This window comes from Oceaniglobus ichthyenteri (genome assembly GCF_003057885.1).
In the GTDB taxonomy this organism is placed as follows: domain Bacteria; phylum Pseudomonadota; class Alphaproteobacteria; order Rhodobacterales; family Rhodobacteraceae; genus Oceaniglobus; species Oceaniglobus ichthyenteri.
Window position 1 is genome coordinate 14620 of the sequence record NZ_QAGK01000020.1, and the last position, 24545, is coordinate 39164.

A 24545-nucleotide genomic window follows, 5' to 3' on the forward strand; every position below is an offset into this window, starting at 1 on the left:
CCCCGGGATATTTTTAAAACAGAAATGGGCCAGATATGCAGATCGGTACGCGTAATTCATTGACGGATGTGCCCGGGTTGCGGGTGGGCCATGCCCAGGATCACGGCTTGAAATCGGGGTGCAGCGTTGTGGTGGGCGATGCGCCTTTTGTGGCGTCGTGCCATGTGATGGGCGGGGCCCCCGGCACCCGGGAAACCGATCTGTTGGCGCCGGACAAGACCGTCCAGATGGTGGATGCGATTGTGATTTCTGGTGGGTCTGCCTTTGGGCTGGACGCCTGTTCGGGGGTGATGGATGGATTGGATGCCGCCGGGCGCGGATTTGCCATTGGTGCGGCGCGGGTGCCGATTGTGCCCGGCGCGATCCTGTTTGATCTGCTGAATGGCGGGGATAAGGCGTGGCGCGTCAATCCCTATCGCGAGCTGGGGCGCGCGGCCTATGACGCGGCGGGGGGTGATGTGGCCCTGGGCAGTATCGGGGCCGGAACCGGCGCGGTGTGTGCCATGCAAAAGGGCGGGGTTGGATCGGCGTCGTTCGTTTTGGACAATGGGGTGACGGTTGCCGCCTTGGTGGTGGCCAACCCGGTGGGCAGCGCGACAACGCCAGCGGGGCATTTTTGGGCCGCTCCGTTTGAGATGAATGGTGAATTCGGCGGGTTGGGGCCGGACCCGCGCGGCGGGCTGTGCTATCCGCCGATCAGTCTGAAAATGCAGGCGATGCTGGCCGTGGCCGGGGGCAACACCACGCCCTGTATCGTCGCCACCGATGCCAAGCTGGACAAGGCCCAGTGTCACCGTCTGGCCGTTGCCGCCCATGATGGCATTGCCCGCGCCGTGGTGCCGGCCCACACGCCCCATGATGGCGATATCGTGTTTGCGCTGTCCACCGGTGCGCGCCCTGTGGGGGATACCGATCTGCTGACGATTGGCGCGGCGGCGGCCCATTGTGTTGCCCGGGCGTTGGCGCGTGGTGTGTATGAGGCCACGGCCGCACCGGGCGATGTGTTGCCACCCTGGCGCGATCGATAAAACCACCGCGCCAGAGTAAGGGCCTAAACTTCGATCACTTTTGCATCTTCGCCCGAGCGTTTGGCCAATGCTTCGATAAATTCGGGCGGCAGCATCAATTGGCGGTGGGGGAACGGAATTTCGATACCGCGGGCATCAAACTCCTCTTTCACCAGAGCGGTGTATGCGCGGCCGATGCCCCAATGTTTGCCCGGTTTTGTTTGGATCCGGGCGCGCACCACCACGCTGCTGTCGCCCAAGGCAGTCACACCGTGCACTTCGAAATCGCCGATGATGTCGGGCGCAAATTCGCCCTCGCGCAAAGTATCGAACGCGGCCTGCATGGCGACGATGACATTGGGCACCTTTTCGCTGTAGCCGACGCCGATTTCGGCCACGTGATAACCGAAGTCGCGGGTCAGGTTGGTGACCGTATCCACCGATGAGAATGGCACGATATGCACCGCCCCATCCAGCGCACGCAGCCGCACCGACCGGATCGACAGCTTTTCAACCGTGCCGCTGACGCCCGCCACATCGATCACGTCGCCTTCGTTGATCGCATTTTCGAGCTGAATGAATACACCGGTGATGATATCCTGCACCAGCTTTTGCGCACCAAACCCGATGGCCAGACCGATCACACCGGCACCCGCCAGCAGTGGCGCGATATCGATCCCGATCTGCGAGAGCACCACCATTGTGCCCAGAATGGTCACTGAAATGGTGAATGCATTGCGAAACAGGCCCAGCAGGGTACGCGCACGGCTGTTGTCAATCATGGTTGCGCTGCGCAGGCGTTGATCGACAAATGATGCAATCAGCGCCCAAAGCAGGGCGACGACGCTGCCCAGCAACAGTGCCGAAACCAGCCGCCAGAAGAACGCATGCGCCTCTTCGTTTTCCAACACCCCGTCCAGCGCGATGATATCCCAGGCGAACAGGCCCAGAACCACCGCCGCAATGGCAATGAACGCCGCGAGCACGCCAGACAGCATGCGCAATACACCGCCAAGCCGCTGCGCAAGGTCCGGCATGACCCGGTCAATCCCGTCAGGCAGGTTCAGGCGCAAGGTGGTGACGAGGCGCATCAGCCAAAGCGCGACCAAGGCCATCAGAACCGCGACGATGGAATACAGCGTTCCGCCCAGGACGATATCAGACAATTGCCGGGGCCGGGTGACCGCGACCAGCCAGCAATAGATCACATAAACCGTCGCCAGCGGCGGCCAAACCGCGCGCCAGATCGATTGCGCCCCGCGCGACAGGGCGGCACCGGCGCCTGTCTGGGTCGGGTCATCGGCAACGCGGCCCTTGTCCAGCATGACAATGATCCGTTTCAACGTCAGGATTGCCATGACCATCAGAACCGTGGCCAGCAATGTGCGCACCGGGCGCACGGTGGCAAACCCGATCCATTCCCGCACCAACGGCAGAATGAACATGAAACTGAAAGTCACCGCAGCAATCAGCCCGCGCAATTTGCGGTATATCGCCTCTTGGGCGCGGGGGTGCAGATGCGAGAGCGTCGGCTCATGCTCGGCATCCGGTGTCACCACAAGACGCAGGGCAATGCGGCACAATCCAAACACCAGAACTGCCGTCAGGAATATCGCCTCGGTGGTCGAGGGGGCGCCCCCCGCCGGTTGGCGCAGGAATGCCGTGGCATAGCCCGCTGCCAAAGCGACGCCCAGACTGACCAGCCGCAAAACCGCATAGACCAGAATCAGCCGCACCCGCGTGGCAATCGGCGTAAGCGCAGTAATCGGATGGCGCGCGATCAATTTATCAAGCGCCAGTTTTCCCAGCCAACTGACCAGAACAACCGCGCCCATCACCAAAAGCAGAGTGACCACCTGCGGTGAAAAACTGAGCCCCGAAAGGGAAACGTTTTTCAACAAATTGATCACCCGGCCGATTTCTTCGAACGTGCGCTCTGCAACGCCCATCAATGCGGTGATCGTGCTTGTTACTTCGTTCACCACCTGCTGGGCCACGGTTGGGGGGGCGGTTTGCACAGCGGCCTCTGCCGAATCGGGGGTGGCCTGTTGCAACTGTTCGATCAACATGGCCCGCGCCGCATCATCCTGCAGGATGTCGATCAAGGTTTGGCTGGGCGTGGTTTCATCGGTTTGCGCCATGGCAAAGGGCGCGAAAAACACAAGAAATAAGGTGGCGAAAAGTCTGAAAAGCACGGGTATTTGCACCTTTTATGGGGTGGGTCAGGGCGTGAACCTTGATTAAATCAATACGGGGCGCGTGGGCTGAAGGACTCATTTTTTGCGTTTGCGGCAATACAGCTCCATCCGGTGGTGCACCACCTCATAGCCAAGTTCGGCGGCGATCTCTTCTTGCAGACGCTCGATTTTTTCCGAATTGAATTCGAACACCTCGCCGGTGTCGAGATCGACGATATGATCGTGATGGGGCGTGTTGGCGGTTTCAAACCGCGCACCGCCGCCCTCAAAGCTGTGCCGCTGTACCACGCCTTCGGCTTCCAGCACCGAAAGGGTGCGATACACGGTGGCCAAAGACACACCCGGTTCAACCGCTTTGGTGCGACGCAGCAATTCTTCGGCGTCGGGGTGATCTTCGGCTGCGGACAGCACCGAAAGCAGCGCGATACGCTGTTTCGTTACCCGCACGCCTGCTTTGCGCAAGGCATCCGCCATCTTGTCGGTGTTGTCATCGCCTTGGGTCATTGCACACTCCGTTCGCAACTTCTTAACTTCTTTGCGAATAAGTATCAAACCCGTTTACAAACGCGAATAGTTCTCATAAGCATTTTCAAGTATCAAATCCCAACCCGCAGGAGTGCGCCCGTGACATTGAACAAAATCGCCTTTGGCCTGGCTCTGACCCTGGCTTTGCCGGCCTGGGCCGATGATGCAAAATTCAAGGCGGTGACAACCTTTACCGTCATCGCCGACATGGCCCGCAACGTGGCGGGCGATGCCGCCATCGTTGAAAGCATCACCAAGGCCGGTGCCGAGATTCACGGCTATCAGCCCACGCCGCGCGATATCTTGCGTGCACAAGATGCCGATTTGATTCTTTGGAACGGTTTGAACCTTGAATTGTGGTTCGAACAATTTCTCAGCAACCTTGGCGATATTCCCAGCGCCACCCTGACCGATGGGATTGACCCGATCAGCGTCGATTCCGGCGAATATACCGGAAAACCGAACCCCCATGCCTGGATGGGGTTGGACAATGCGTTGGTTTATGTCGACAATATCCGCGATGCTTTGTCTCAACATGACCCTGCCAATGCGGAAACCTATGCCGCCAATGCCGCGACCTATAAACAGCAGATCACCGATGTCATCGGCCCCCTGCGCGATGCGGTTCAGGCAATTCCCGAAGACGAGCGTTGGTTGGTCACCTGCGAAGGCGCGTTCAGCTATCTTATTCGTGATTTCGATATGAAAGAGCTGTATTTATGGCCGATGAACGCCGATCAACAAGGCACGCCGCAACAGGTGCGCCAAGTGATTGACGGTGTGCGCGCCAACAATGTGCCTGCGGTATTCTGTGAATCCACCGTGTCACAGGCCCCGGCCGAACAGGTGGCGCGCGAAACCGGCGCGGCCTATGGCGGCGTGCTGTATGTTGACAGCTTGACAGAAGCCGACGGCGCGGTGCCGACCTATCTTGATCTGCTGCGCGTGACATCGGAAACAATTGTGAGTGGCCTAAGCAAATGACACCCCATGGCATTGCTGCAAACGACGTAACTGTGACCTATCGCAACGGGTATACCGCGTTGCATGATGCCACTTTCAAGATTCCCACCGGCACGATTACCGCGCTGGTGGGGGTGAACGGGGCCGGCAAATCGACCCTGTTCAAGGCGATCATGGGGTTTGTGCCCGCCGCCAAGGGCGAGATTTCGATTCTCGGGATGCCGGTGAAAGAAGCGTTAAGGAAAAACATCGTCGCCTATGTGCCGCAGGCCGAAGAGGTGGATTGGACCTTTCCGGTATTGGTCGAAGACGTGGTGATGATGGGCCGTTATGGGCATATGGGGTTTTTCCGCCGCCCCGGTGCGGCAGATCACGCCGCCGTCACCGACGCGTTGAACCGGGTGAATATGGCCGATTTTCGCCACCGCCAGATTGGTGAATTGTCTGGCGGACAACGCAAGCGCGTGTTCCTTGCCCGCGCTCTGGCCCAGGATGGCAAGGTTATTTTGCTGGACGAACCGTTTACCGGTGTTGATGTGCAAACCGAAGAGCAGATCATCGAATTGTTGCGCGAAATGCGTGATGAGGGGCGGGTGATGCTGGTCTCCACCCACAACCTTGGGTCGGTGCCTGAATTTTGTGATCGTACTGTTCTGGTCAACAAAACCGTGCTGGCCTATGGCCTGACCGAAGACACATTCACCCATGAAAATCTGGAAATCGCCTTTGGCGGGGTGCTGCGCCATTTTGTTTTGGGCGGCACCGATCTGCATGATGATGATGACACGCGCACGGTGCGGGTGATCACCGATGATGAACGCCCCTTTGTGATGTATGGTGACGAACGAAAACAGGAAGAAAGCGCATGATCGCCACGCTGCTCGAACCGTTTTCCTATGGCTATATGTTCAATGCCATGTGGGTCAGCGCCCTGGTGGGGGCGATTTGTGCGTTTTTGTCGTGTTATCTGATGCTGAAGGGCTGGTCATTGATTGGCGATGCCTTGTCTCATTCCATCGTGCCGGGGGTGGCGGGGGCCTATATGTTGGGCCTGCCGTTTGCCTTGGGCGCATTTGTGGCCGGCGGGTTGGCGGCGGGTGCGATGCTGTTTCTCAACCAACGCTCGGGGCTCAAGGAAGACGCGATCATCGGCCTGATCTTTACCTCGTTCTTTGGGCTGGGGTTGTTCATGGTGTCGCTGTCGCCGACCTCGGTTTCGATTCAGACCATCACCATGGGCAATATCCTGGCGATCACACCAACCGACACGGTGCAATTGGCGATCATCGGCTTTGTCACTTTGGCGATTCTATTGGCCAAGTGGAAAGACCTGATGGTGACGTTTTTCGATGAAAACCACGCCCGTTCAATCGGGTTGAAACCGGATATGTTGAAGGTGATATTCTTCACCCTGCTTTCCGCCTCGTGTGTGGCTGCCTTGCAGACCGTCGGCGCGTTTCTGGTGATCGCCATGGTGGTGACGCCGGGGGCGACCGCGTATTTGTTGACCGACCGGTTTCCGCGCCTGTTGATGGTCAGCGTCGCCATTGGCGCGGGCACCAGTTTCATCGGCGCCTACGCCAGCTTTTTCCTCGATGGTGCGACCGGTGGCATTATCGTCAGCCTGCAAACCCTCATCTTCCTGACCGCCTTCGTCTTCGCCCCGAAACACGGATACCTGGCCGCGCGCCGCCGCGCCGCCGCAGCACTGGCACCACAATGATAGAAGAACTTTTGTTACCGTTTCAATTTGCCTTCATGAACAAGGCGTTTCTGATCATGGCGCTGCTTTCCGTGCCCACCGCGCTTTTGTCGTGCTTTTTGGTGCTCAAGGGTTGGTCACTGATGGGCGATGCAATTTCGCACGCGGTGTTGCCGGGGGTGGTGATTGCCTACCTTCTAAATATCCCGCTGATCATCGGGGCGTTTTGCGCCGGGATGTTTTGCGCCCTGTCCACCGGGTTCCTGTCAAACAACAGCCGGGTGAAACAGGACACGGTGATGGGCATCGTGTTTTCCGGCATGTTCGGGTTTGGCATCGTGTTGTACACGAAAATCACAACCGATGTGCATCTGGATCATATCCTGTTTGGCAATATGTTGGGGGTCAGCACCGCCGATATGTGGACGGCGGGGTTGATCGCGGTGTTTGTGGCCGCGATCATTCTGGCAAAGCGGCAGGATTTCCTGTTACACGCGTTTGACCCGATTCAGGCCCAGGCGGTGGGCCTGCGCACCGGGTGGCTGCATTATGGGCTGTTGGCGCTGATTTCGCTTACCATTGTCGCCACGCTTTCGGCGGTGGGGATCATCCTGTCGATCGGCCTGCTGATCGCGCCGGGGGCGATTGCGTTTCTGGTGACCAACCGGTTTGAACGAATGCTGCCTGTTGCCGTTGGCGTGACCTTGGTATCGGGGTTTGCCGGTATCTACCTGAGTTTTTACATCGACAGTTCGCCCGCCCCCACGGTTATTCTGGTTCTCACCGCGGTATTCATTGCCGCATTCGTGCGGGCAGGCCGGGTGCGGCGCGCTGCTGCCTAATCCGATGTGTAATATCCCACTACATCGCCATCGGTGGTCACGCCAAGCCCGTTCAACAACCGGTTCACATAGTTGAAATAGCCGATGATCTGGTTCACCTCCAGGATCTGGCCATCGTCCAAACCGGCATCGCGCAGGGCGATCACATCGCCCTTGACCATATCGCCGGGCGTCAGGGTCAGTTTTTCGGCATAGCGCAACAGCGCCAATTCGCGCCCCTCAAAGGCATCCTCGGGGCGGCGCGCCTGCAACGCGGCCTCAACCATCGCGGCGTGGGCCGGATCACCGATCAGATGCGCGGCATTGGCCCAGTGATTGGCATAGGAATAAGGACAGGCGTTCAACACCGACACATAAGAACTGATCACCTCTTGCAACCACGTGGGCAGGGTGTTGGCATCATCATGCAAACAGGCACGGTACAGTTTCACATGCCCGACCATGGTGTTGGGCCGCAACGAATGCACCCGCATCACATTGTCGACCGTGCCATGGGGCGTGCGCGCCAAGTTGAGCGCCTTTTGCAATGGCGCATCGGCGTCAGCGTCTGAAATCATCGCGATCCAGGCGGCCATGTGTCATCCTTTCAATCTGATCTGCACCCTGCCGTTTTCGATCCGGACAGGAAAGGTTTTCATCGCCCGGGTGGCCGGGGCGCCAATGGGTGCGCCGGTGCGCACATCAAACGCGCCCTGATGCAACGGGCATTCGATCAGGTGGCCATCCATGTATCCATCGCACAAATCCGCCCCGCCGTGGTTGCACAGGGCCAAAGACACATAAATGCCGGTGGGCGTATGATACACCGCCAAAGGCCGCGCACCCAGATCCACCCGCGTCACCCAGCCAGTGGTCAGGTCGGCCACCCCGATCAGATCGGTCCAGTCATCCGCCATGGCGCATTTGGGCCAGAATATCGCGGTGCGCGCCGATATATCCGCCCGGTTGCACATGCACATGATCGCGCAGTTTTTCATGCAAACGCGGCAGGGCGTGAAACGGAACCGATGCGACATAGTGATGTTCGGCGTGGTAATTCATATTCCACGCCAAAAACCGCCAGGGCAGCGATACCAGATTGGTGCGTGTGTTATCGCTCATCTGGGCGACGGTGGGGCGGCCCACATGTTCGGTCATCCGGATGAACCGCATCACCGGTTCGCCCAGGATCAGCGGTATCAGCCAGAACCAAAGCGGTGCCCACCATCCGGTTATCGCCATGATGCCAAACAACGCGATGTAAAACCCCAGCATCAAACGCGCCTCGCCGATCACCACACGCTCTGCCGATTTGGGGGTGAACCGGCGCTCGTGCGGGGTAAGCCGCCCGGCACCATGACGCAAAAGTTCGGTGATCTTGGTGCGCCAATAGGGGATCGCGCTGAGATACCACAGGTATTGGCCAAACGTTTCCGGCATCGGCACCATTTCAGGATCATCGCCAACGATTTGTGTATGGGTGTGGTGATCGCAATGTTCATAGCGGAAAAACTGATGCGGCAGGATGATAATGAATCCGCAGATGTTGCCCACCAGATCATTCAGCCACCGGGTGCGAAACACGGTGTAATGCACACATTCATGTTGCAGCGAAAAATGATGCACCAAAACGATGCCATGCACGAACATCGCGGGCCAGATCAGCCAACTGTCCCACGCGGCCCAGATCAGCGCGCTGGTGGCCGCCAACACCGCAATCCACACCAACAGCCGCCAGGCCGCAGGCAGGTTTGAACGCTGCATCAGCGCGCGCAACTCGGCGCGGGTCAGTTTTTGTTCGGCCAACGCTTGGGTCAGGGGGGTGATGATGGGATCGGGCATGGGAATTGTCCTTTGTTGCCTCTGAACTAGCCCGCGACGGCGCAACAGAAAAGGGGGGTGTGGCGTTCTTGCCTGTGCATCTTGAAAAATCGCCCTATCATGGTAGCGCAGCGGCACACAGCAAAGGCGCGCAATGACCAAAGACGTGATCATACAGGCCCGGAATATCGATAAGTTCTATGGTGATTTCAAAGCCTTGGATCAGGTCAGCCTATCCGTTCACCAAGGTGAGCGTATGGTGGTCTGTGGTCCGTCGGGGTCGGGGAAATCCACGCTGATCCGGTGTTTCAACGGCTTGGAAAGCCACGACAGTGGGCAGTTGTGTGTTGAAGGAGTGGAATTATACGACGGTTCACCCGAAATTCGCGCCCTGCGCCAAAACGTTGGCATGGTGTTTCAGCAGTTCAATCTTTTTCCCCATCTTACGGTTCTGGAAAACCTGACCATCGGGCCGATCAAGGTGCGCAAACAGACAAAATCTCAGGCCCAGGCGACCGCGCTGAAATATCTGGAACGGGTGCATATCCCCGAACAGGCCGATAAATACCCCGCGCAACTGTCGGGCGGGCAACAACAACGCGTGGCCATCGCGCGCAGTCTGTGCATGGAACCACGGGTGATGCTGTTTGACGAACCCACATCGGCGCTTGATCCCGAAATGATTGGCGAGGTGTTGGATGTGATGGTGGAATTGGCCAACACCGGCATGACCATGGTGGTGGTGACCCATGAAATGGGGTTTGCGCGCAAGGTGGCCGATACCATGGTTTTCATGGAACAGGGGCGTATCGTGGAAACCGCGCCGCCCAGCGTATTTTTCACCAACCCCAAAAGCGACCGCGCCCGCCTGTTTCTTGATCAGATCCTGGATCACTGAATGGCCCGACGTCCCATGACCCTGGCCCGCTGGATGAACACCCGGCCCGTGGCGGTAACCCTGTATCTGGTGGTGATGTGCGCGATCATCTGGTCGTCTTACGTGGGCGCACAACAGATGGGGTATAACTGGCAATGGTATCAGGTGCCGAAATATCTGTTCACCTTTACCGATGACGGGTTTCAGTGGGGCGAGATCATGGTTGGCCTTATGGCCACGATTGGTCTTTCGTTGACATCTTTTATGCTGGCCATCGCTTTGGGTCTGGTGGTGGCGCTGTTGCGCCTGTCGGGTCTTGTGGTGGGAAAGGGCGTGGCGATCGGGTTTCTTGAACTGATCCGCAATATCCCGCTTTTGGTGCTTTTATACCTGTTTTACTATGTTCTGGGGCCAATTTTCGGGCTGGATCGTTGGGCCGCGTCGGTGCTGACCCTTGCTGTGTTTCATTCGGCGCTGATTTCCGAAATCTTTCGCGCCGGTATAAACGCCATCCCCAAGGGCCAGTGGGAGGCCGCCGACAGTATCGGCATGACCCGCGCGCAGGCATACCGCTGGATCGTCCTGCCGCAATCGATCCGTTTCATGTTGCCGCCGCTGACCGGTGAAATGATCGCGCTGATCAAATCTTCGGCCATTGTCAGCGTGATCGCCGTGGCCGAACTGACCACGGTGGGCCGCAATATTATTTCCGACACTTTCATGTCGTTCGAAATCTGGTTCACTGTCGCCGCCGTATATCTGGTTGTGACGCTGATCCTGTCTTTCGGCGTATCGCGAATGGAAAAACGATTTGCCGTGTATCAATAACAAACCTCAGGGAGATTCCTAAATGTTTAACCGCAGAACCCTTGGCCTGGCCTTTGCCGCCCTGGCCGCCACAACCCTGGCCGCCCCGGCACAACAGGTCACCCAATCCCTGACCCAGGAATCGGTGATCGAAACCATTAAACAGGAAGGCGTCATTCGCATTGGCCTGTCGATTTTCACGCCGTGGTCAATGCGCGATGTGAATGGCGAATTGATCGGGTTCGAATTGGACGTGGGCCGCCAGTTGGCCGAAGATATGGGCGTTGACGTCGAATTTGTACCAACCGCATGGGACGGGATCATTCCCGCCCTGGTGTCGGGCAATTTCGATGTGATCATTTCGGGCATGTCGATCACCCCGGCGCGCAATCTGACGGTGAATTTCACCGAACCCTATGCCTATACCGGTGTGACGATCCTGGCCAATACTGCCATGACCGAAGGCTTCAGCCTTGAAGATTACAACTCGCCCGATGTGACCTTTGCGGCGCGGCGCGGGGCCACCCCCGCGACAGTCATCGCCACCCTGTTCCCCGAGGCCGAATTGTTGCTGTTTGACGAAGACGGTGCCGCAACCCAGGAAGTGTTGAACGGCAACGCCCATGCCACCATGTCGTCTGAACCGACACCCAGCACAGAACAGCGTCAGTACCCCGATACCCTGTCCATTCCGTTCGATCAGAATTTCCTGGCCACCGGTGAATCCTTTGCCCTGCGCAAGGGCGATCCTGACGCGTTGAACTTTTTCAACAACTGGATCGGTGTAAAAACCCGGTCGGGTTGGTTGAAAGAGCGTAACGATTACTGGTTCAAAGGCACCGAATGGGCCGACCAGGTCAATCAATAAGGACACCCGGCTTGCCCTTTTTCAAACGCCTCAAGCTGGCCGATTACCTGATCCTTGCCGTTTTGGCGGGGCTGATCGGTTATGTCGTGCTGACGATCGAGGGCAAGCTGAACTATGAATGGCGATGGGAGCTGATCCCGAACTACATCCTGCGCTATCGTGAAGATCAGGAGGTGTGGTTTGCCAATCTGCTGTTGCAGGGGCTGATCGCGACCATTCGTATTTCGATTTATGCGTCGGTTCTGGCGCTGATCCTGGGTACCATCCTTGGTATTGCGCGCACGGCGGAAAACCTGACGGTGCGGATGCTGGCGCGGACCTATCTGGAACTTTTGCGCAATATACCACCCGTCGTGATCGTATTCATCTTTTTCTTTTTCCTGTCGCAGCAATTGATCGACGCGCTGAACCTGAACAGTTGGGCGCGCGGCATTGCCCGGTCGGAGAACGCCGCGATCTGGGAGTTTTTCTTTGGCGATATGCGGCGGTTTCCCGGCCTTGTCTCGGGTGTGATCGTGCTGGCGTTGTTTGAATCGGCGTTTGTGGGCGAAATCGTGCGCGCGGGCATCCAATCGGTGCCCAAAGGCCAACGCGAGGCGGCGCGCAGCATCGGCATGACCCGGTTTCAGGAACTGCGTCATATCGTGTTGCCGCAAGCGTTCAGAAAAATCGTGCCACCGATGGCAAACCAATTCATCACGCTGATCAAGGACAGTTCGATCATTTCTTTGATTTCCATTCAGGAACTGACCTATAAAACCGTCGAACTGGTGGCATCGACCCGGCTGATATTTGAGGCATGGATCACCACAGCGGCATTTTATTTTGTGATCTGTTTCAGTCTTTCGATGCTGTTTCGCCGGTTTGAACGGCGCAATTAGGGGCAAGTCCAATCCGCCGGTCCGGATTGGCAAACAGCGCGGCAACCATCGGCGCGCGGCGCAGGATATCTGCACCACCCGGCAAACGATCAGGGTAGAAAACACCGTTTTCCCAAAGCTTTACGCCATCAATCTCGATTGTGGGATCAATCACATTCCAACTGATTTCGCCGGGCGCCTCGGCGCCGCAGGTGTGCAAATGCAAAATGCGCGGATTGCCAAAGGCCGTGCCGCTCCAGCGTTCGGGTTGCGCGAAGGCATCCCATTGAAAACCGCAACCGGGGTGCAACCCGGCATGCCAGGAATGAACCCTGTCGCGGTCAAGCCCATAGCGTTGGGAAATTCTGTCATACTGGCGGTTGGCCCGCGCCACATCTCCCGCACTTCCGTGAAATCCGGTGAGTCGGCCGGCGGAAAAACTGGCCGATACCGGTCCTTCAAACCGCACCATATAATCAGGGTAATATCGCGACCCGGTGCCAATCAAAAACCCGGGCATGGCCACCCGACCTGAAAACATCTCGCCCGGCACCGGGGTAAACACCGAAAGCGGAAAGCGCATAACCGAAGTGCCGCCCGTGTCGCCCATATCGGGATGTCCGCTGAAATCGGTTCCGGCGGGGCAGGTAACGCGCACATGGCGGGCGCGCGCCAAGGCGCGATTCACCCGCTCTTTCAACGTCACGAATGTCTGATAATCGCCGGTGCCAAACCCCGATGCCAATATCCCGCCACTCAGCACGAAACACACAACCACCCGCCCCAGCGAAAGTTCGGAAAAGCGTAACTGATCGCCAAGCCGCGCCAAAAACACCGTCAGGTCTGCCTGATCCATTGCTTTGCGCAGATCGGGTGAAAGGGCGGGGGATTCGGGCAGAAACGGCACCTTGATCATCTGCACCTGTGCACCCAACGCACGCGCGGCATCACCCACCAGCGGCGCAAGATCGGCATTGAAATACCCAAAATCCGGGTCTTCATACAAAATCAGAATCCGCTCGCCGGGCCGCGCCTTGCCGCATTGCACCAAAAGATTGCGCGCGCCCTGTTGCGCCGATGTGATCGTTTGACAGTGCCCCATGACATCTTGGTGCACTGCGGACACGTAGAATACCATTTGAAAAATATTATTTCAGATATTAGCCTGACTTATATGAGCATCAACCTTCCCTATGGCGCCCTGCGTGCATTTGAGGCTGTCGTGCGCTGCAACGGGTTCAGCGCGGCGGCCGATGAATTGGGCGTCAGCCAAAGCGCGGTAAGCCAGCATGTGAAAAGCCTTGAGGAATGGTTGGGCCAGGATTTGTTGATACGCGGCGCGCGGCAGTCCCGCCCCACCGATGACGGCGCCCTATTGGCGCGCGCGATACGCGATGGTTTGGGCCGCATTTCCGATGTCTGCACCACGTTGCGTGATCGGCGCCGGGGCGATAATACCATTGTGATCAGTTGCCTGCCGGGATTTGCCTTTACCTGGCTGTTTCCCCGCCTGTTGCATTTCGATCTGGCGCATCCCGATCTGGCCCTGTCGATCACCACAAACACCGGCCATGGACCGTTTACAGCACGCGATGCCGACATCGGCATTTGCTATGGCTTTGGCCACCACCCCGATCTTCATGCCGAACGGTTGCTGGAAGAACGCCTGTTTCCGGTCTGCGCCCCGGCTCTGGCCACATCGGCCCCATCCAGGATCGAGACATTTCTGGCGCAAAACACACTTTTGCACGACGCTTTGGCCGATTTTGGCGGCTCGCAGCCAACGTGGGAGTTTTGGGCCAGAGAATGCGGCGTGTCGATCAACAATCATATGCCACCCCGTCAGTTTGACCAATCACATATGGTGGTGCACGGGGCAATTCAGGGGCTTGGCGTGGCATTGGGGCGCGAACCTTTGGTGATTGATGCCCTGACCGAGGGCAAGCTGGTGCGCCCCTATCCCCAGATCGCGCAGTCGCAACTGGCCTATTGGCTGGTTTGCCCGACCCACGCCCGCGACATCCCGAAGAACCGCGCCTTTCTGGAGTGGATCAAGACCGAGGCGGCGCATCAACCATCTCTGCCCGACATAAGTTGAACTTATCCACAGCGCGAGTTGACAACGACGGAAAAACCACGGCAGATCGGCAGAAACCATCGCTCAGGGGGCCGCATGTTCATTAAGAATGCTTGGTATGTTGCGGGCTGGAGCACCGATTTTGACCGTACATTGCGCGCCGAAACCTTTTTGGGCGAGCGCATCGTTTTGTATCGCCAACAGGATGGCACCCCTGTCGCGCTTGAAAATGCCTGCCCGCACCGCAAACTGCCCCTGTCACAGGGGCGGCTGATCGGGGACATGGTGGAATGTGGATACCATGGGCTGACGTTTGATTGCACCGGGCAATGCGTGGCCGCCCCCACCCAACCCGATGCCATTCCGCGCCGGGCCGTGGTGCGGTCCTACCCCGTGGTTGATCGTTATCGCCTGTTGTGGATCTGGATGGGCGATCCGGCCCTCGCCAACCCGGATCAGATTTTTCACATCGCCAATTTCGACAATCCCGATTGGGGATATACCGATGGCGGGGTTCTGGATATTGCCTGTCATTACCTGTGGGTGTGCGACAATCTGCTGGATCCCAGCCATGTGGCCTGGGTGCATGTCACATCCTTTGCCGGGGCGGGCACCGATAACGCGCCGCTGGATCTGTCGCGCAGCGATACGGGCGTGACTGTTTCACGCTGGATATACGGTCAACCGCCCTCGCCCTATTACACCGGATTGGTCCGGTTTCAGGGGCCATGCGACAGGTTGCAACATTACGAAATGCAATTGCCCGGTATTGCCCTGAACAAATCGGTTTATACGCCCGCTGGCACTGGCGGGCCGGATGCCGCCGCCGTGGCCGATACCTATGTGAATATTTCCTACAATTTCATGACGCCGATTGATACCGACAACACCCGGTATTTCTGGTTTCAACACCGCAACACCGACCCCGAGGATCAGGCGATTTCCGATAAAATGAACGCCGGCGCGCGGCTGGCATTTGAAGAAGATCGCGCGGTGTTGGAAGAGGTGCACAAGGGCATGAAAACCCCCGTCACCCCCGCGATTGACCTGGGGTTGGATGCCGGGGCCAAGGCGTTTCGCCTGATGGTGGATCGCGCCATTGCTGCCGAACGATAAGCGCGCACCCTTGTTCAAACCCCACCCGGGCGTCATGATCGGTGCAAACACTGCTTAACCTGTGAGGTCTTCCATGAATGTTATCCCAAATTCCCTGCACCACTCTGACGTCACAACAATGCTGCATCCTTTGACCGATGCGCGCGTTCACGAAGCCCAGGGGCCGCTGATCATCGATCACGGCAAGGGCGTGCATTTGTGGGATACCGAGGGCAAACAATATATCGACGGTCTGGCCGGGCTATGGTCGGTCGCCGTGGGCTATGGCCAGAATCGGTTGGTCGATGCCGCGCGCACACAGATGGAAAAGCTGCCATATTATCATCTGTTCGCCCACAAAAGCCATGAACCCGCAATCAGACTGTCACAAAAGCTGGTCGATATGACCCCGGCCAATCTGACGCGCACCTTCTTTACCTCGTCGGGGTCCGAGGCGAACGATACGGTCGTCAAACTGGTCTGGTATATGAACAATGCTTTGGGCCGGCCCGAGAAAAAGAAATTTCTCAGCCGGATCAAAGGGTATCATGGTATCACCATCGCTTCGGGGTCGTTAACCGGATTGCCGACCAATCACCGCGATTTCGATCTGCCGGCAATTCCGGTGCATCACCTGTCATGCCCGCACCATTACCGGTTCGGCGCTGAGGACGAAGATGAGGCGGCGTTCACCGCCCGCCTGATCGCCGAAGCGGAAGAGGTGATTCTGCGCGAGGGCCCAGAAACCATCGCCGCCTTTATTGGCGAACCTTTGATGGGCGCGGGCGGCGTCATGCCCCCACCCAAGGGATATTGGCAGGGGATCGAGGCGCTGTGCCGCAAGTATGATATCCTGATGGTCGCGGATGAGGTGATTTGTGGCTTTGGCCGCCTTGGCACGCCGTTTGGCTGTGAGAAATACGGCTTTACCCCCGATATCATGGTGGTCAGCAAACAATTGACCTCGTCCTATATGCCCCTGGCGGCGGTGCTGTTTTCCGAAGAGATTTACGCGCCGGTGGCCGATAATTCCCATGGGATCGGCACCTTTGGCCATGGATACACCGCATCGGGCCATCCCGTGGCCTGTGCCGTGGCCTTGGAAAACATCGCCATCATCGAAGAACAGGATCTGATGGGCAACGCCGCGCGCATGGCCGAGCCGTTTCAAACCGGGCTGCGCGCCTTGGGCGATCTTGATCATGTGGGCGAGGTGCGCGGTGCGGGCCTGATCTGTGGCATTGAACTGGTTGCCGACAAGGCCACGAAACGCCCGTTTGATCCGGCCAGCAAGGTGGGCCTGACCGCCGGTAATTTCGCCCACGAAGAAGGCCTGATCACCCGGGCGATGGGCGACACATTGGCCCTGTGCCCGCCGCTGGTGATATCGCAAGATGAGGTGGCACAGGTGGTGGCCCGGATGACCCGTGTGGTGGAGCGCACCCATGATTGGATCGCAGCGGAAAAACCCGCCTGAACCATCAGGGAGAATGGTGTTTATCGCGCGCCGTCAAAGCGGGGTGAACACCGACATTCCGAACCAGTTTCACATCTGTTCACTGCACCTGTGTTGACGCGCGCATGTCCGGCCTGCGCAACTATTCCGACGGGCCAAGGGTGTGGGCAATGTCGCCCAACCCATCAATCCCCCCGGTCAATACATCGCCCGCCACCACCGGCCCCACCCCGGCGGGCGTTCCGGTCATGATCAGATCGCCTTGGCCAAGGTGATAATAGTGCGACAGATGGCTGATGACTTCGGGCACAGACCAGACCATGTCGGCCAGATCTGCATCCTGCCGCACCGCACCGTTGACAGACAGGTGAATCCGTTTGCCCGCCAACGGCCCCACATCGCCCGCCTTGTGCAAGGGGGCCAGAACGGCACCGTTTTCGATATCCTTGCCCAGATCCCAGGGGCGGCGGTTATCTTTGCCGTCTTGCTGGCGATCGCGCCGGGTCATGTCCAAACCGCAACCATAGCCAAACACAGCGGCGGCAGCGGTTTTGATATCGCATTTGAACACCGGCGCACCCAGGGCCACGACCAGCTCCATCTCATGATGAAAATTCTCGGTGCCGGGGGGATAGGGCACGGTTTCACCGCTGTGACACACGGAAAACGCCGATTTCGTGAAATACCACGGCGCTTCGCGATCCACGGTGCCGCCCATTTCGGCGGCATGGGCCACATAATTGCGGCCAACGCAAAATATCCGGCGAATGGGATAGGTGGCGGGTTCCCCCACAACAGCAACAGAAGGCAGGCGCGGTGGGTCAAACAAAAAGGCCGACATGGCAGATCCAGTTCAAATGATGAGCAAGGGCGATTTAACACGCCGATCGCGCGATCAACACACAAAATTGTGCAAGCCATGGCCGATGGGCCGGGATGCCAACACTGGGCTGTCCTGACATACCGAACGGCCCGGCATCACAAACCTTGTGATGACCTTGGATTTCAACACAACATATGGTATGAATATCCTATGCCGACACCCAATCTTGACTTTGTTCCTTATTTGTTCTATATAAAGGTTATCAACGAAAAGAGGTTCAGATGACGTATCATGACACCCTTGCCAGCAATGATTACCACCACCTGCCTGTGACCGACCGCCAAATTCGTTTTGCCCAGCATATTGCCCAGATGCGCGGTGTGGATCTGCCCGCAGATGTACAAGACGACCGGCGCGCGCTGTCATCCTGGATCGATGCGCACAAACCGACCGTGCAACAGGGGCGGTTTGATGCCTATCCCACATCAAAACAGGTGGCCTTTGCCGAACGGATTGCACGGTTCAAACGCCGCCAGGTTCCGCCAGAGTGTTTTCGCGACAAGGTGATGATGTCACGCTGGATCGACAGCAACCGTTAGCGCGCGGCGGAAAGGCGAACGCGGGCGTTTCGCCTTTCCCATATATCATGCCGCCTGTTGCGAAACGGGCCGATCCACGCCGCCCCAGCGCAAATCACCGCAATAGCGATGCGCCATCTGCCCTTGGTCATCCAATAGGAACAGGTGCAGCCACCGGTTATCAAACAACGCGCGCACGGTTTCATGACGGCTCAGAATATCGTTCACCGCGCCCATCGGGGCCTCGATACATACCGACAGGCGCAGTGGATCATGGACCAACGTTTCACCGTCATGCACCGATTGCCATGGCAGACCGTTGCGCAAAATGCCGCCATTGCCTTCGACCACGCCGATGCCGCCGGTGACGTTGTGCAACAGCTTGTTACCCGCCCCAAAGGTATCGGGCGCCACGACCGACCCGTAATATTGCAGGCTGATCCAACTGGCCACAACCACCGGAGCGGTCAGGATCAGTTCCAGCACGCCGAATCCATCGTCCTTGGCCCAGTCGTAATCGTGCAAAAACGCGCGGCCCTGCAACGCCTTGCCCCGGGTGCGGTGGCGCGGCGCGGCGATGAAGGCATTGCACCCGGCCAAGGCCCATTCGGGCCGGGTTTGTGACCAATCCATGCTGCGCTGTCCCACTCCGTCGCCTGTTGTGATGCCGGGCATGCGCAGGGCGCGCTCTGTCCGGGTTAATTTGCCCGCAGCCGCCAAGGCATCGCGCGCCTTTGCAATCACGCCACTGTGCGAGGATACCGTCAGATCGCCGTCAAACAGGGTGACGGCATCGGTTGTCGTGTCATGCAACCCGCCCAAAAATACCGTATCGGCGGGAATATCGATTCCGGTTTGCGCAAGTCCGTCGCGCACCTGCGGATCATTCAGCAAACCGGCCAGAAGCCGCGCATTCACATCCCCCGCATAGCCCCCACAGGCACCGCAATGCAGCGCGCTGGCATGGGGGTTGTTGACCACATTTGCGCCGTGCCCCACGATCAGCACCAGCCGCGCAAACCCCGAGGTCAGTGACATCGCCCGCAGGATCGCACCGGCGCTGGCAACCTTGTCATCCCGGCTTAACCCACTGCTCAGGTGGGGCGCCTGTTGATCCGGCCGCGTGGCACGGTTGAATCCCAAGGCATCGCGCAACAATTTGGCCACATAAACCGGGCCTGTCGCCTCGACAAAGGCAAATGACGATACCGCCGCCAGTTTGAACCGCCCCCAGGCCCGCGCCGCACGGGCCGCCAGACGGGCCGCCTGATCGGCATTGGCTGAGGCGGCATTTGTTGTCACACTGGTCACGCCGGGATTCAGCAAAACCGGCAGACGCAATTCATCCACATCCGATGCAAACCCGCGGTGCGATGTCGCCAGCCCAAAGAACCCCGCAAAACCCAGAGTCTGGGTGTTTGGCGCAACCGTTTCCAGCGCCCGGCGGAACACTTCGGACCTTACATCAATACAGAACGCCGCCTGCATCATTGGCCGCTCTGGGTGCGCGGCCTGCGCGGGGGCCGACAGGGTTTGGGCAAGCTGGCGCTGCGCCGCACGCTCGGCGGCCTCTTGCAACGTGGTATTTATGATCTGGGCCGGGCCGGGTATGGCGGGTTGGGCATGAATGGCCCGAATTTCGGCCCATTGACCGGCAATTTTGGATTTATACTGATCATACAGCGCATGTTCCCATAACAGCGGGATCGTCAGCATCTCGGTGGTGATTGTGTCGGTTTCCCCGGCCAATTCGGCCTGCCACACCCGATACCGCGCCAATTGCGCCCAGCCCCCCAGACCTGTCAGAAGTTGATGAAAATATGTCGGCGCCATCACGGCAGTCACACCCAACCCATCGCAGGCCCGAGACAGCGCAATGCGCGGTTGTTTCGGCCCGTTCGCAATCCGCGCCGCAAAACCAGACAGGCCCATGATTTCAGGCGTCAAATCGCGGCTGGCCGAAATCTGCCAGCTTTCAAATGCGCTCCGCCCCGCTGTCACCTGCCACAACGCCTGACCCTGATCAAAAAATCCAGCCGCCCAGGCACCAAGCCTTTCATCAATAAGGCCGGGCCAATCAACGCCCGACGCCTGAGCCGCCAAATCGGCCACCGTTGGCAGGGCGTGAACCGCCTCGTCAGCTTCGGCCGCGGCCTGTTTCAGCGCGGCGGGCGATTCTGCCCCCCCCGGCGGCGCATCGGCCCAAGCGGCGGCCAGATCGGCATCGGTGATGGTTCCATCGGCAATCTTTTCGCAATACCAACGGCGCGGCATTGTCACCGATGCCCCCGCAACCCGCCCCAACAAAGCAGACACTTCACCCAAGGTTTGACCGGTCTGCCCCAGAAACGGATTTACCGCCACCGAAGAAGACAGCGGCCAAAGCGGCGGAATTGCGCGGCTGGCCGCTTCGGATGCGGCAATCAATTCAAGATGCGCACCTGTGTATTTCGCATAGGTATCGGCCTTCATTTCAAACCTCCTTTGGGGATGGATTTCGGGATCGCCCAACCGCGCAACAGCCGGTCTTCTATCGCGTTGATATACAGCCCATTTGACAGATGAATCCGCACGCCTTGCGCCGCCGGATGGTGCGACCACAGCGGCAGCGTGGCCTGGGCCAGTGCAACCATGCCAAAGCTGAACAGCGCCAGCAGGATCAGCGCCCATTCCAACGCACCGGGCGCAGGTGGGGCCGGCAAAACACCTGCCGTCATCCACTCAGCCGTGCGTTGCAACGCGACATAGCTGATTGTCGCGCCAAGAGACAAAACCGCGGTGCGCCGGGTCAGCGCCCGGGGCGCGGCATCGGCCATCCCCTGGGCCAACAGATACGCAACCCCAAAGATCAGGATCGCACCAAGGGCGGCGCCCTGGGGAGATTTTGACGCAAACCCGAACAGGAATCCTGAGGCGAAATATACCACCCCGAAGATCGCAATCGCCAGACCAAAGGCACGGGCGACAGCCCCCAGATCGGGCACCGCAACCGGGCCGGGCCGCCGGATTGCCGCCACCCGCTCTACCGCGCCGCCCGATGAAAGGAACGCGTGCGTCTTGTACAGGGAATGGGCGACAACATGCAAAAGCGCCAGTGGAAACAGCGCCAATCCACATTGCAAAATCATGAACCCCATTTGCCCCACGGTGGACCATGCCAGCGATGCCTTGACCGTGGGCTGGGTCAGCATCACCAACCCGCCAAACAACGCGGTAAAGCCGCCAATCATCACCAGCACCGCCAGGATCAGGGGCGACAACAGCATCACATCGGCAAACCGGATCAACAAAAACCCGCCGGCATTCACCACCCCGGCATGAAGCAGGGCCGACACCGGGGTTGGGGCCTCCATCACTTCGGTAAGCCATCCATGGGTGGGAAATTGCGCCGATTTCAACACAGCCGCCAGCGCCAGCAATAGGGCCGCACCGATTGCCCAATATCCCCCCTGCCCCAGACGGGCCGCACTCAGGATGTCGGAAATCTGCGTGGTGCCATACCCCCAGATCAGCATCAGCGCCGCGCCGATCAGGGCCACATCACCGGTGCGCGCCGTCAGATATTTCTTGCGCACCGCCCGCTGCGCCGCCACCCGTCCGGGATAAAACAACAATAATTTGTGCAAACACAGGCTGGTCACGACCCAAGCGGCGACAAATTGCACCAGATTGCCCGATTGAACCAAAAGCAAAACCGCCGCCAGCGTGCCCAACAGCCAGATCATGAACCGGGTCTGGCCCGCCTCACCCTGAAGATAGGTGCGCGCATACCGCACCACCACCCAGCCGATAAAGGCCACCAACAACACCATCGTCACGCTGACCGCATCCAACCGCGCCGAAAACCCAACGCCCGCCGCGCCCAACAGCACACTGTCGCCCGGCCCAACCACGATCAAACCGGCCAACGCCGCAATCGCGACTGCCAAGGCGCCAAGGGCGGCGGTTTCGGCCAAATGGGCGGCAAAGCGTGGGCTTAGCCCGCGCCGCGCCTGTAAGACGACCGCGCCAAGGATCAGAATGAAAGGGGCCAGCAGAGGCAAAGCAGGGGCAAACATCACACGTTCCAGTTTTCAAGACAGGTTGCCCGTGTGATAGCCACGCGTGAGCGAAGATAAAAATTCATTGATCACAACGCATCGTTCACTTAGACAGAACGACATGCCCGATATGAATTACAACCACCTGCGCTATTTCTGGGAGGTGGCCCATGACGGCAACCTGACCCGCACCGCCGCCCGGCTGAACCTGTCGCAATCGGCGGTTTCGGTGCAAATCCGCAAACTGGAAGACCGTCTGGGCCATGCATTGTTTGAACGCCGCGCGCGGCAATTGCACCTGACCGAGGCGGGGCGGATCGCCCTGGATCACGCCGATACGATTTTCGGCGCGGGGCGCGATCTGATCGCCACGCTCAGCCAGACCGGCACACCACGGCAGGTGTTGCGGGTTGGCGCGCTTGCCACCCTTTCGCGCAACTTTCAGATTGAATTCCTGCGCCCGCTGCTGGGGCAAAGGAACGTTGAACTGGTTTTGCGGTCGGGCACATCAATCGAACTTTTGCAGGGATTGGAGAACCTCAGTCTGGATGTGGTGTTGACCAACCGCGTACCGGCCCCCGACGCCCTGACCAATTTCATCACCCACGCCCTGTCGGAACAACCGGTCAGTGTGATCGGCACGCCCGCCCGCCTTGGCCCCCCTCAGCCTTTGGCACAATTGCTCAGCAGTCATCCAATCATCGTGCCCACGATTGAAAGCCCGGTGCGCGCGGGATTTGACACCCTGTGCGCGCGTCTAAACATCGACCCGGATCTGGCCGCCGAGGTGGATGATATGGCACTGATGCGGCTGTTGTGCCGCGAAGACATCGGCCTTGCCATCCTGCCCCCGATCGTCGTGCAGAACGAACTGCGATCAGGGCTGTTGCAAGAGGCAGATCACACCATCGGCCTGACCGAGTTTTTTCATGCGGTGACAATAAAGCGTCAGTTTCCCAACCAACTGCTGACCACCCTGCTGGACAGACCCGGTTTCAACCCAACAGCCACCGATCCGGAACAGGTTTCGGTATCTTGACCACGAAAACAATGCTGTCGGACGATCGGGTAGGAACAATCTCACAAAGCTGTTTGTTTGACTTGCAAAGGCAATCAAGCACAGATATTTCCACCACCATCAACGCCGCACCAGCTCAGCCGGTAGAGCACATCATTCGTAACAAGTGCTGAATACGGTGGATATGGGCGGAAGAATAAGACGTAGGCAGACCCGAGGAACGATTTTACAAGGATCTTGCAAGCCTGAACCACTGTCTTGCAAAGATCGCATGCCGAAGGTATTCCGGCCAAGAAAGATGCCCCATTAGCTCAGCTGGTAGAGCAGGTCCTTCGTAAGGACAAGGTCGGCGGTTCGAGTCCGTCATGGGGCACCATATAAATCCGACAAGTTACTGTTTTTTCCTCCGATATCGGGGTTGCGTAATTCGCGTTCACCTAATTATCGACCTTGTGTGACTTGGCTCTTTTCGTCTGTGAACTGCGGATGGCATTTACAGCCCACCGGTTTCAGCAAGAATGGTCATGCCTGCATTGGCGCGCCGTTGGCTATGACTGCATGACAAGACCGTAAGACATGAACTGGCCCCTGTTTTGACCGGACACCTTGGCTGAGATGTATGTGAAGGGCGTCTCCACCCGCGAGGCGGAAGCGGTGATGCGCGAGTTCGGGATCGAGAGCCTGTCTTCTTTGCAGGTCAGCCGCGCCGCCAAGATGCTCGATGACGAGTTGGCCGCCTGGCGGGCCCGGCCTCTCGATGAGATCAAGTATCTGATCCTCGACGCCCGGTATGAAAAGATGCGCAATGGCGGGATCGTGCGCGATGTCGCCGTGCTCTCGGCTGTCGGCATCGGCCCTGATGAGCGCCGTCGCGTGCTGGGCGTGTACGTCGCCCACGACAAGGCGTTTGCCTTCTTCGGTGGGGCCTGTGCGCGGGGCATCTACGACAGCGGGAATTGTCCGCCATTGGTCCGAGGACAATGGACGCGAAGACCGCCGTTGACGCGAT

Annotated in this window: 23 protein-coding genes, 1 tRNA gene and 1 pseudogene; 16 read left to right on the forward strand and 9 right to left on the reverse strand. The window is 58.6% G+C overall.

Annotated features, from left to right (window positions below):
* The first annotated feature begins 35 nt into the window (after positions 1–35).
* Positions 36–1028: a P1 family peptidase gene (locus C8265_RS18355; RefSeq protein WP_108485455.1), complete on the forward strand. Its 993-nt coding sequence runs from the start codon at positions 36–38 to the stop codon at positions 1026–1028.
* A 23-nt stretch (positions 1029–1051) separates the two neighbouring features.
* Here C8265_RS18355 and C8265_RS18360 read toward each other — a convergent pair whose 3' ends face one another.
* Both C8265_RS18360 and C8265_RS18365 read right to left on the reverse strand, forming a co-directional pair.
* Positions 1052–3202 (reverse strand): mechanosensitive ion channel domain-containing protein, encoded by a 2151-nt coding sequence (locus C8265_RS18360; RefSeq protein WP_108485456.1) that lies wholly within the window; start codon positions 3200–3202, stop codon positions 1052–1054.
* 78 nt (positions 3203–3280) lie between these two features.
* The gene (locus C8265_RS18365; protein WP_108485457.1) at positions 3281–3709 is read right to left on the reverse strand and encodes a Fur family transcriptional regulator; all 429 of its coding nucleotides are present in this window, start codon (positions 3707–3709) and stop codon (positions 3281–3283) included.
* 120 nt (positions 3710–3829) lie between these two features.
* Between C8265_RS18365 and C8265_RS18370 the strand changes: the two genes are divergently transcribed.
* The 4 genes from C8265_RS18370 to C8265_RS18385 are packed head-to-tail and all read left to right on the forward strand — an operon-like array spanning position 3830 to position 7237.
* Positions 3830–4714, forward strand: a complete 885-nt coding sequence (locus C8265_RS18370) for a metal ABC transporter substrate-binding protein (RefSeq protein WP_108485458.1) — start codon at positions 3830–3832, stop codon at positions 4712–4714.
* Entirely contained in the window at positions 4711–5562 is an 852-nt protein-coding gene (locus C8265_RS18375; RefSeq protein ID WP_108485459.1) for a manganese/iron ABC transporter ATP-binding protein, read from the forward strand. The genes C8265_RS18370 and C8265_RS18375 overlap by 4 nt, the downstream gene beginning before the upstream one ends.
* Positions 5559–6416, forward strand: coding sequence for a metal ABC transporter permease (locus tag C8265_RS18380; protein WP_108485460.1), 858 nt, complete (start codon positions 5559–5561; stop codon positions 6414–6416). The genes C8265_RS18375 and C8265_RS18380 overlap by 4 nt, the downstream gene beginning before the upstream one ends.
* Positions 6413–7237 (forward strand): metal ABC transporter permease, encoded by an 825-nt coding sequence (locus C8265_RS18385; protein WP_108485461.1) that lies wholly within the window; start codon positions 6413–6415, stop codon positions 7235–7237. The genes C8265_RS18380 and C8265_RS18385 overlap by 4 nt, the downstream gene beginning before the upstream one ends.
* Here C8265_RS18385 and C8265_RS18390 read toward each other — a convergent pair.
* From C8265_RS18390 to C8265_RS18400, 3 genes are read right to left on the reverse strand one after another with little or no spacing between them, the layout of a single operon-like run.
* The gene (locus C8265_RS18390) at positions 7234–7812 is read right to left on the reverse strand and encodes a carboxymuconolactone decarboxylase family protein (protein ID WP_108485462.1); all 579 of its coding nucleotides are present in this window, start codon (positions 7810–7812) and stop codon (positions 7234–7236) included. The genes C8265_RS18385 and C8265_RS18390 overlap by 4 nt on opposite strands.
* Positions 7813–7815: 3 nt before the next feature.
* Positions 7816–8133, reverse strand: coding sequence for a non-heme iron oxygenase ferredoxin subunit (locus C8265_RS18395; protein WP_108485463.1), 318 nt, complete (start codon positions 8131–8133; stop codon positions 7816–7818).
* Positions 8123–9058, reverse strand: coding sequence for a fatty acid desaturase family protein (locus tag C8265_RS18400; RefSeq protein ID WP_108485464.1), 936 nt, complete (start codon positions 9056–9058; stop codon positions 8123–8125). Before C8265_RS18400 ends, C8265_RS18395 begins: the two co-directional genes overlap by 11 nt.
* Positions 9059–9191: 133 nt before the next feature.
* On the opposite strand from C8265_RS18400, the gene C8265_RS18405 reads away from it, so the two are divergent.
* Genes C8265_RS18405 through C8265_RS18420 form a run of 4 tightly spaced genes read left to right on the forward strand, consistent with a single transcriptional unit; the run spans position 9192 to position 12470 of the window.
* The gene (locus C8265_RS18405) at positions 9192–9935 is read left to right on the forward strand and encodes an amino acid ABC transporter ATP-binding protein (RefSeq protein WP_108485465.1); all 744 of its coding nucleotides are present in this window, start codon (positions 9192–9194) and stop codon (positions 9933–9935) included.
* A complete protein-coding gene (locus tag C8265_RS18410; RefSeq protein WP_108485466.1) occupies positions 9936–10742 on the forward strand; it encodes an amino acid ABC transporter permease in 807 nt (268 codons plus the stop codon).
* A 22-nt stretch (positions 10743–10764) separates the two neighbouring features.
* The gene (locus tag C8265_RS18415) at positions 10765–11589 is read left to right on the forward strand and encodes a transporter substrate-binding domain-containing protein (protein ID WP_108485467.1); all 825 of its coding nucleotides are present in this window, start codon (positions 10765–10767) and stop codon (positions 11587–11589) included.
* An 11-nt stretch (positions 11590–11600) separates the two neighbouring features.
* A complete protein-coding gene (locus C8265_RS18420; protein WP_240611138.1) occupies positions 11601–12470 on the forward strand; it encodes an amino acid ABC transporter permease in 870 nt (289 codons plus the stop codon).
* On the opposite strand, the gene C8265_RS18425 is transcribed toward C8265_RS18420, so the two are convergent.
* Positions 12427–13551 carry a hypothetical protein gene (locus tag C8265_RS18425; RefSeq protein ID WP_108485479.1) on the reverse strand — a complete coding sequence of 375 codons (1125 nt, stop codon included), beginning with the start codon at positions 13549–13551 and terminating at the stop codon, positions 12427–12429. The two genes, C8265_RS18420 and C8265_RS18425, sit on opposite strands and share 44 nt — an antisense overlap.
* A gap of 72 nt (positions 13552–13623) precedes the next feature.
* Here C8265_RS18425 and C8265_RS18430 point away from each other — a divergent pair, with 72 nt between their 5' ends.
* The 3 genes from C8265_RS18430 (at position 13624) to C8265_RS18440 (ending at position 17098) form a co-directional block, all read left to right on the forward strand.
* Positions 13624–14547, forward strand: coding sequence for a LysR substrate-binding domain-containing protein (locus tag C8265_RS18430; RefSeq protein ID WP_108485469.1), 924 nt, complete (start codon positions 13624–13626; stop codon positions 14545–14547).
* A 75-nt stretch (positions 14548–14622) separates the two neighbouring features.
* On the forward strand, positions 14623–15642 hold the full coding sequence (locus C8265_RS18435; RefSeq protein WP_108485470.1) for an aromatic ring-hydroxylating dioxygenase subunit alpha: 1020 nt from the start codon (positions 14623–14625) through the stop codon (positions 15640–15642).
* Between the two features lie 73 nt (positions 15643–15715).
* Complete coding sequence (locus C8265_RS18440) at positions 15716–17098, forward strand: aspartate aminotransferase family protein (protein WP_108485471.1); 1383 nt, start codon at positions 15716–15718, stop codon at positions 17096–17098.
* 121 nt (positions 17099–17219) lie between these two features.
* Here C8265_RS18440 and C8265_RS18445 read toward each other — a convergent pair whose 3' ends face one another.
* A complete protein-coding gene (locus C8265_RS18445; protein WP_108485472.1) occupies positions 17220–17918 on the reverse strand; it encodes a fumarylacetoacetate hydrolase family protein in 699 nt (232 codons plus the stop codon).
* A gap of 263 nt (positions 17919–18181) precedes the next feature.
* Here C8265_RS18445 and C8265_RS18450 point away from each other — a divergent pair, with 263 nt between their 5' ends.
* Entirely contained in the window at positions 18182–18499 is a 318-nt protein-coding gene (locus C8265_RS18450; RefSeq protein WP_108485473.1) for a hypothetical protein, read from the forward strand.
* A 45-nt stretch (positions 18500–18544) separates the two neighbouring features.
* On the opposite strand, the gene C8265_RS18455 is transcribed toward C8265_RS18450, so the two are convergent.
* A complete protein-coding gene (locus C8265_RS18455; RefSeq protein ID WP_108485474.1) occupies positions 18545–20950 on the reverse strand; it encodes a YbcC family protein in 2406 nt (801 codons plus the stop codon).
* Positions 20947–22536, reverse strand: a complete 1590-nt coding sequence (locus C8265_RS18460; RefSeq protein WP_108485475.1) for a proton-conducting transporter transmembrane domain-containing protein — start codon at positions 22534–22536, stop codon at positions 20947–20949. The genes C8265_RS18455 and C8265_RS18460 overlap by 4 nt, the downstream gene beginning before the upstream one ends.
* A 103-nt stretch (positions 22537–22639) precedes the next feature.
* Between C8265_RS18460 and C8265_RS18465 the strand changes: the two genes are divergently transcribed.
* The 3 genes and pseudogenes from C8265_RS18465 to C8265_RS18475 form a co-directional block, all read left to right on the forward strand.
* Positions 22640–23557, forward strand: a complete 918-nt coding sequence (locus C8265_RS18465; RefSeq protein WP_108485476.1) for a LysR family transcriptional regulator — start codon at positions 22640–22642, stop codon at positions 23555–23557.
* Between the two features lie 279 nt (positions 23558–23836).
* Positions 23837–23912: transfer RNA gene (locus C8265_RS18470), tRNA-Thr, on the forward strand.
* A 230-nt stretch (positions 23913–24142) separates the two neighbouring features.
* Positions 24143–24545: pseudogene (locus C8265_RS18475) on the forward strand (transposase); the annotation flags it as partial.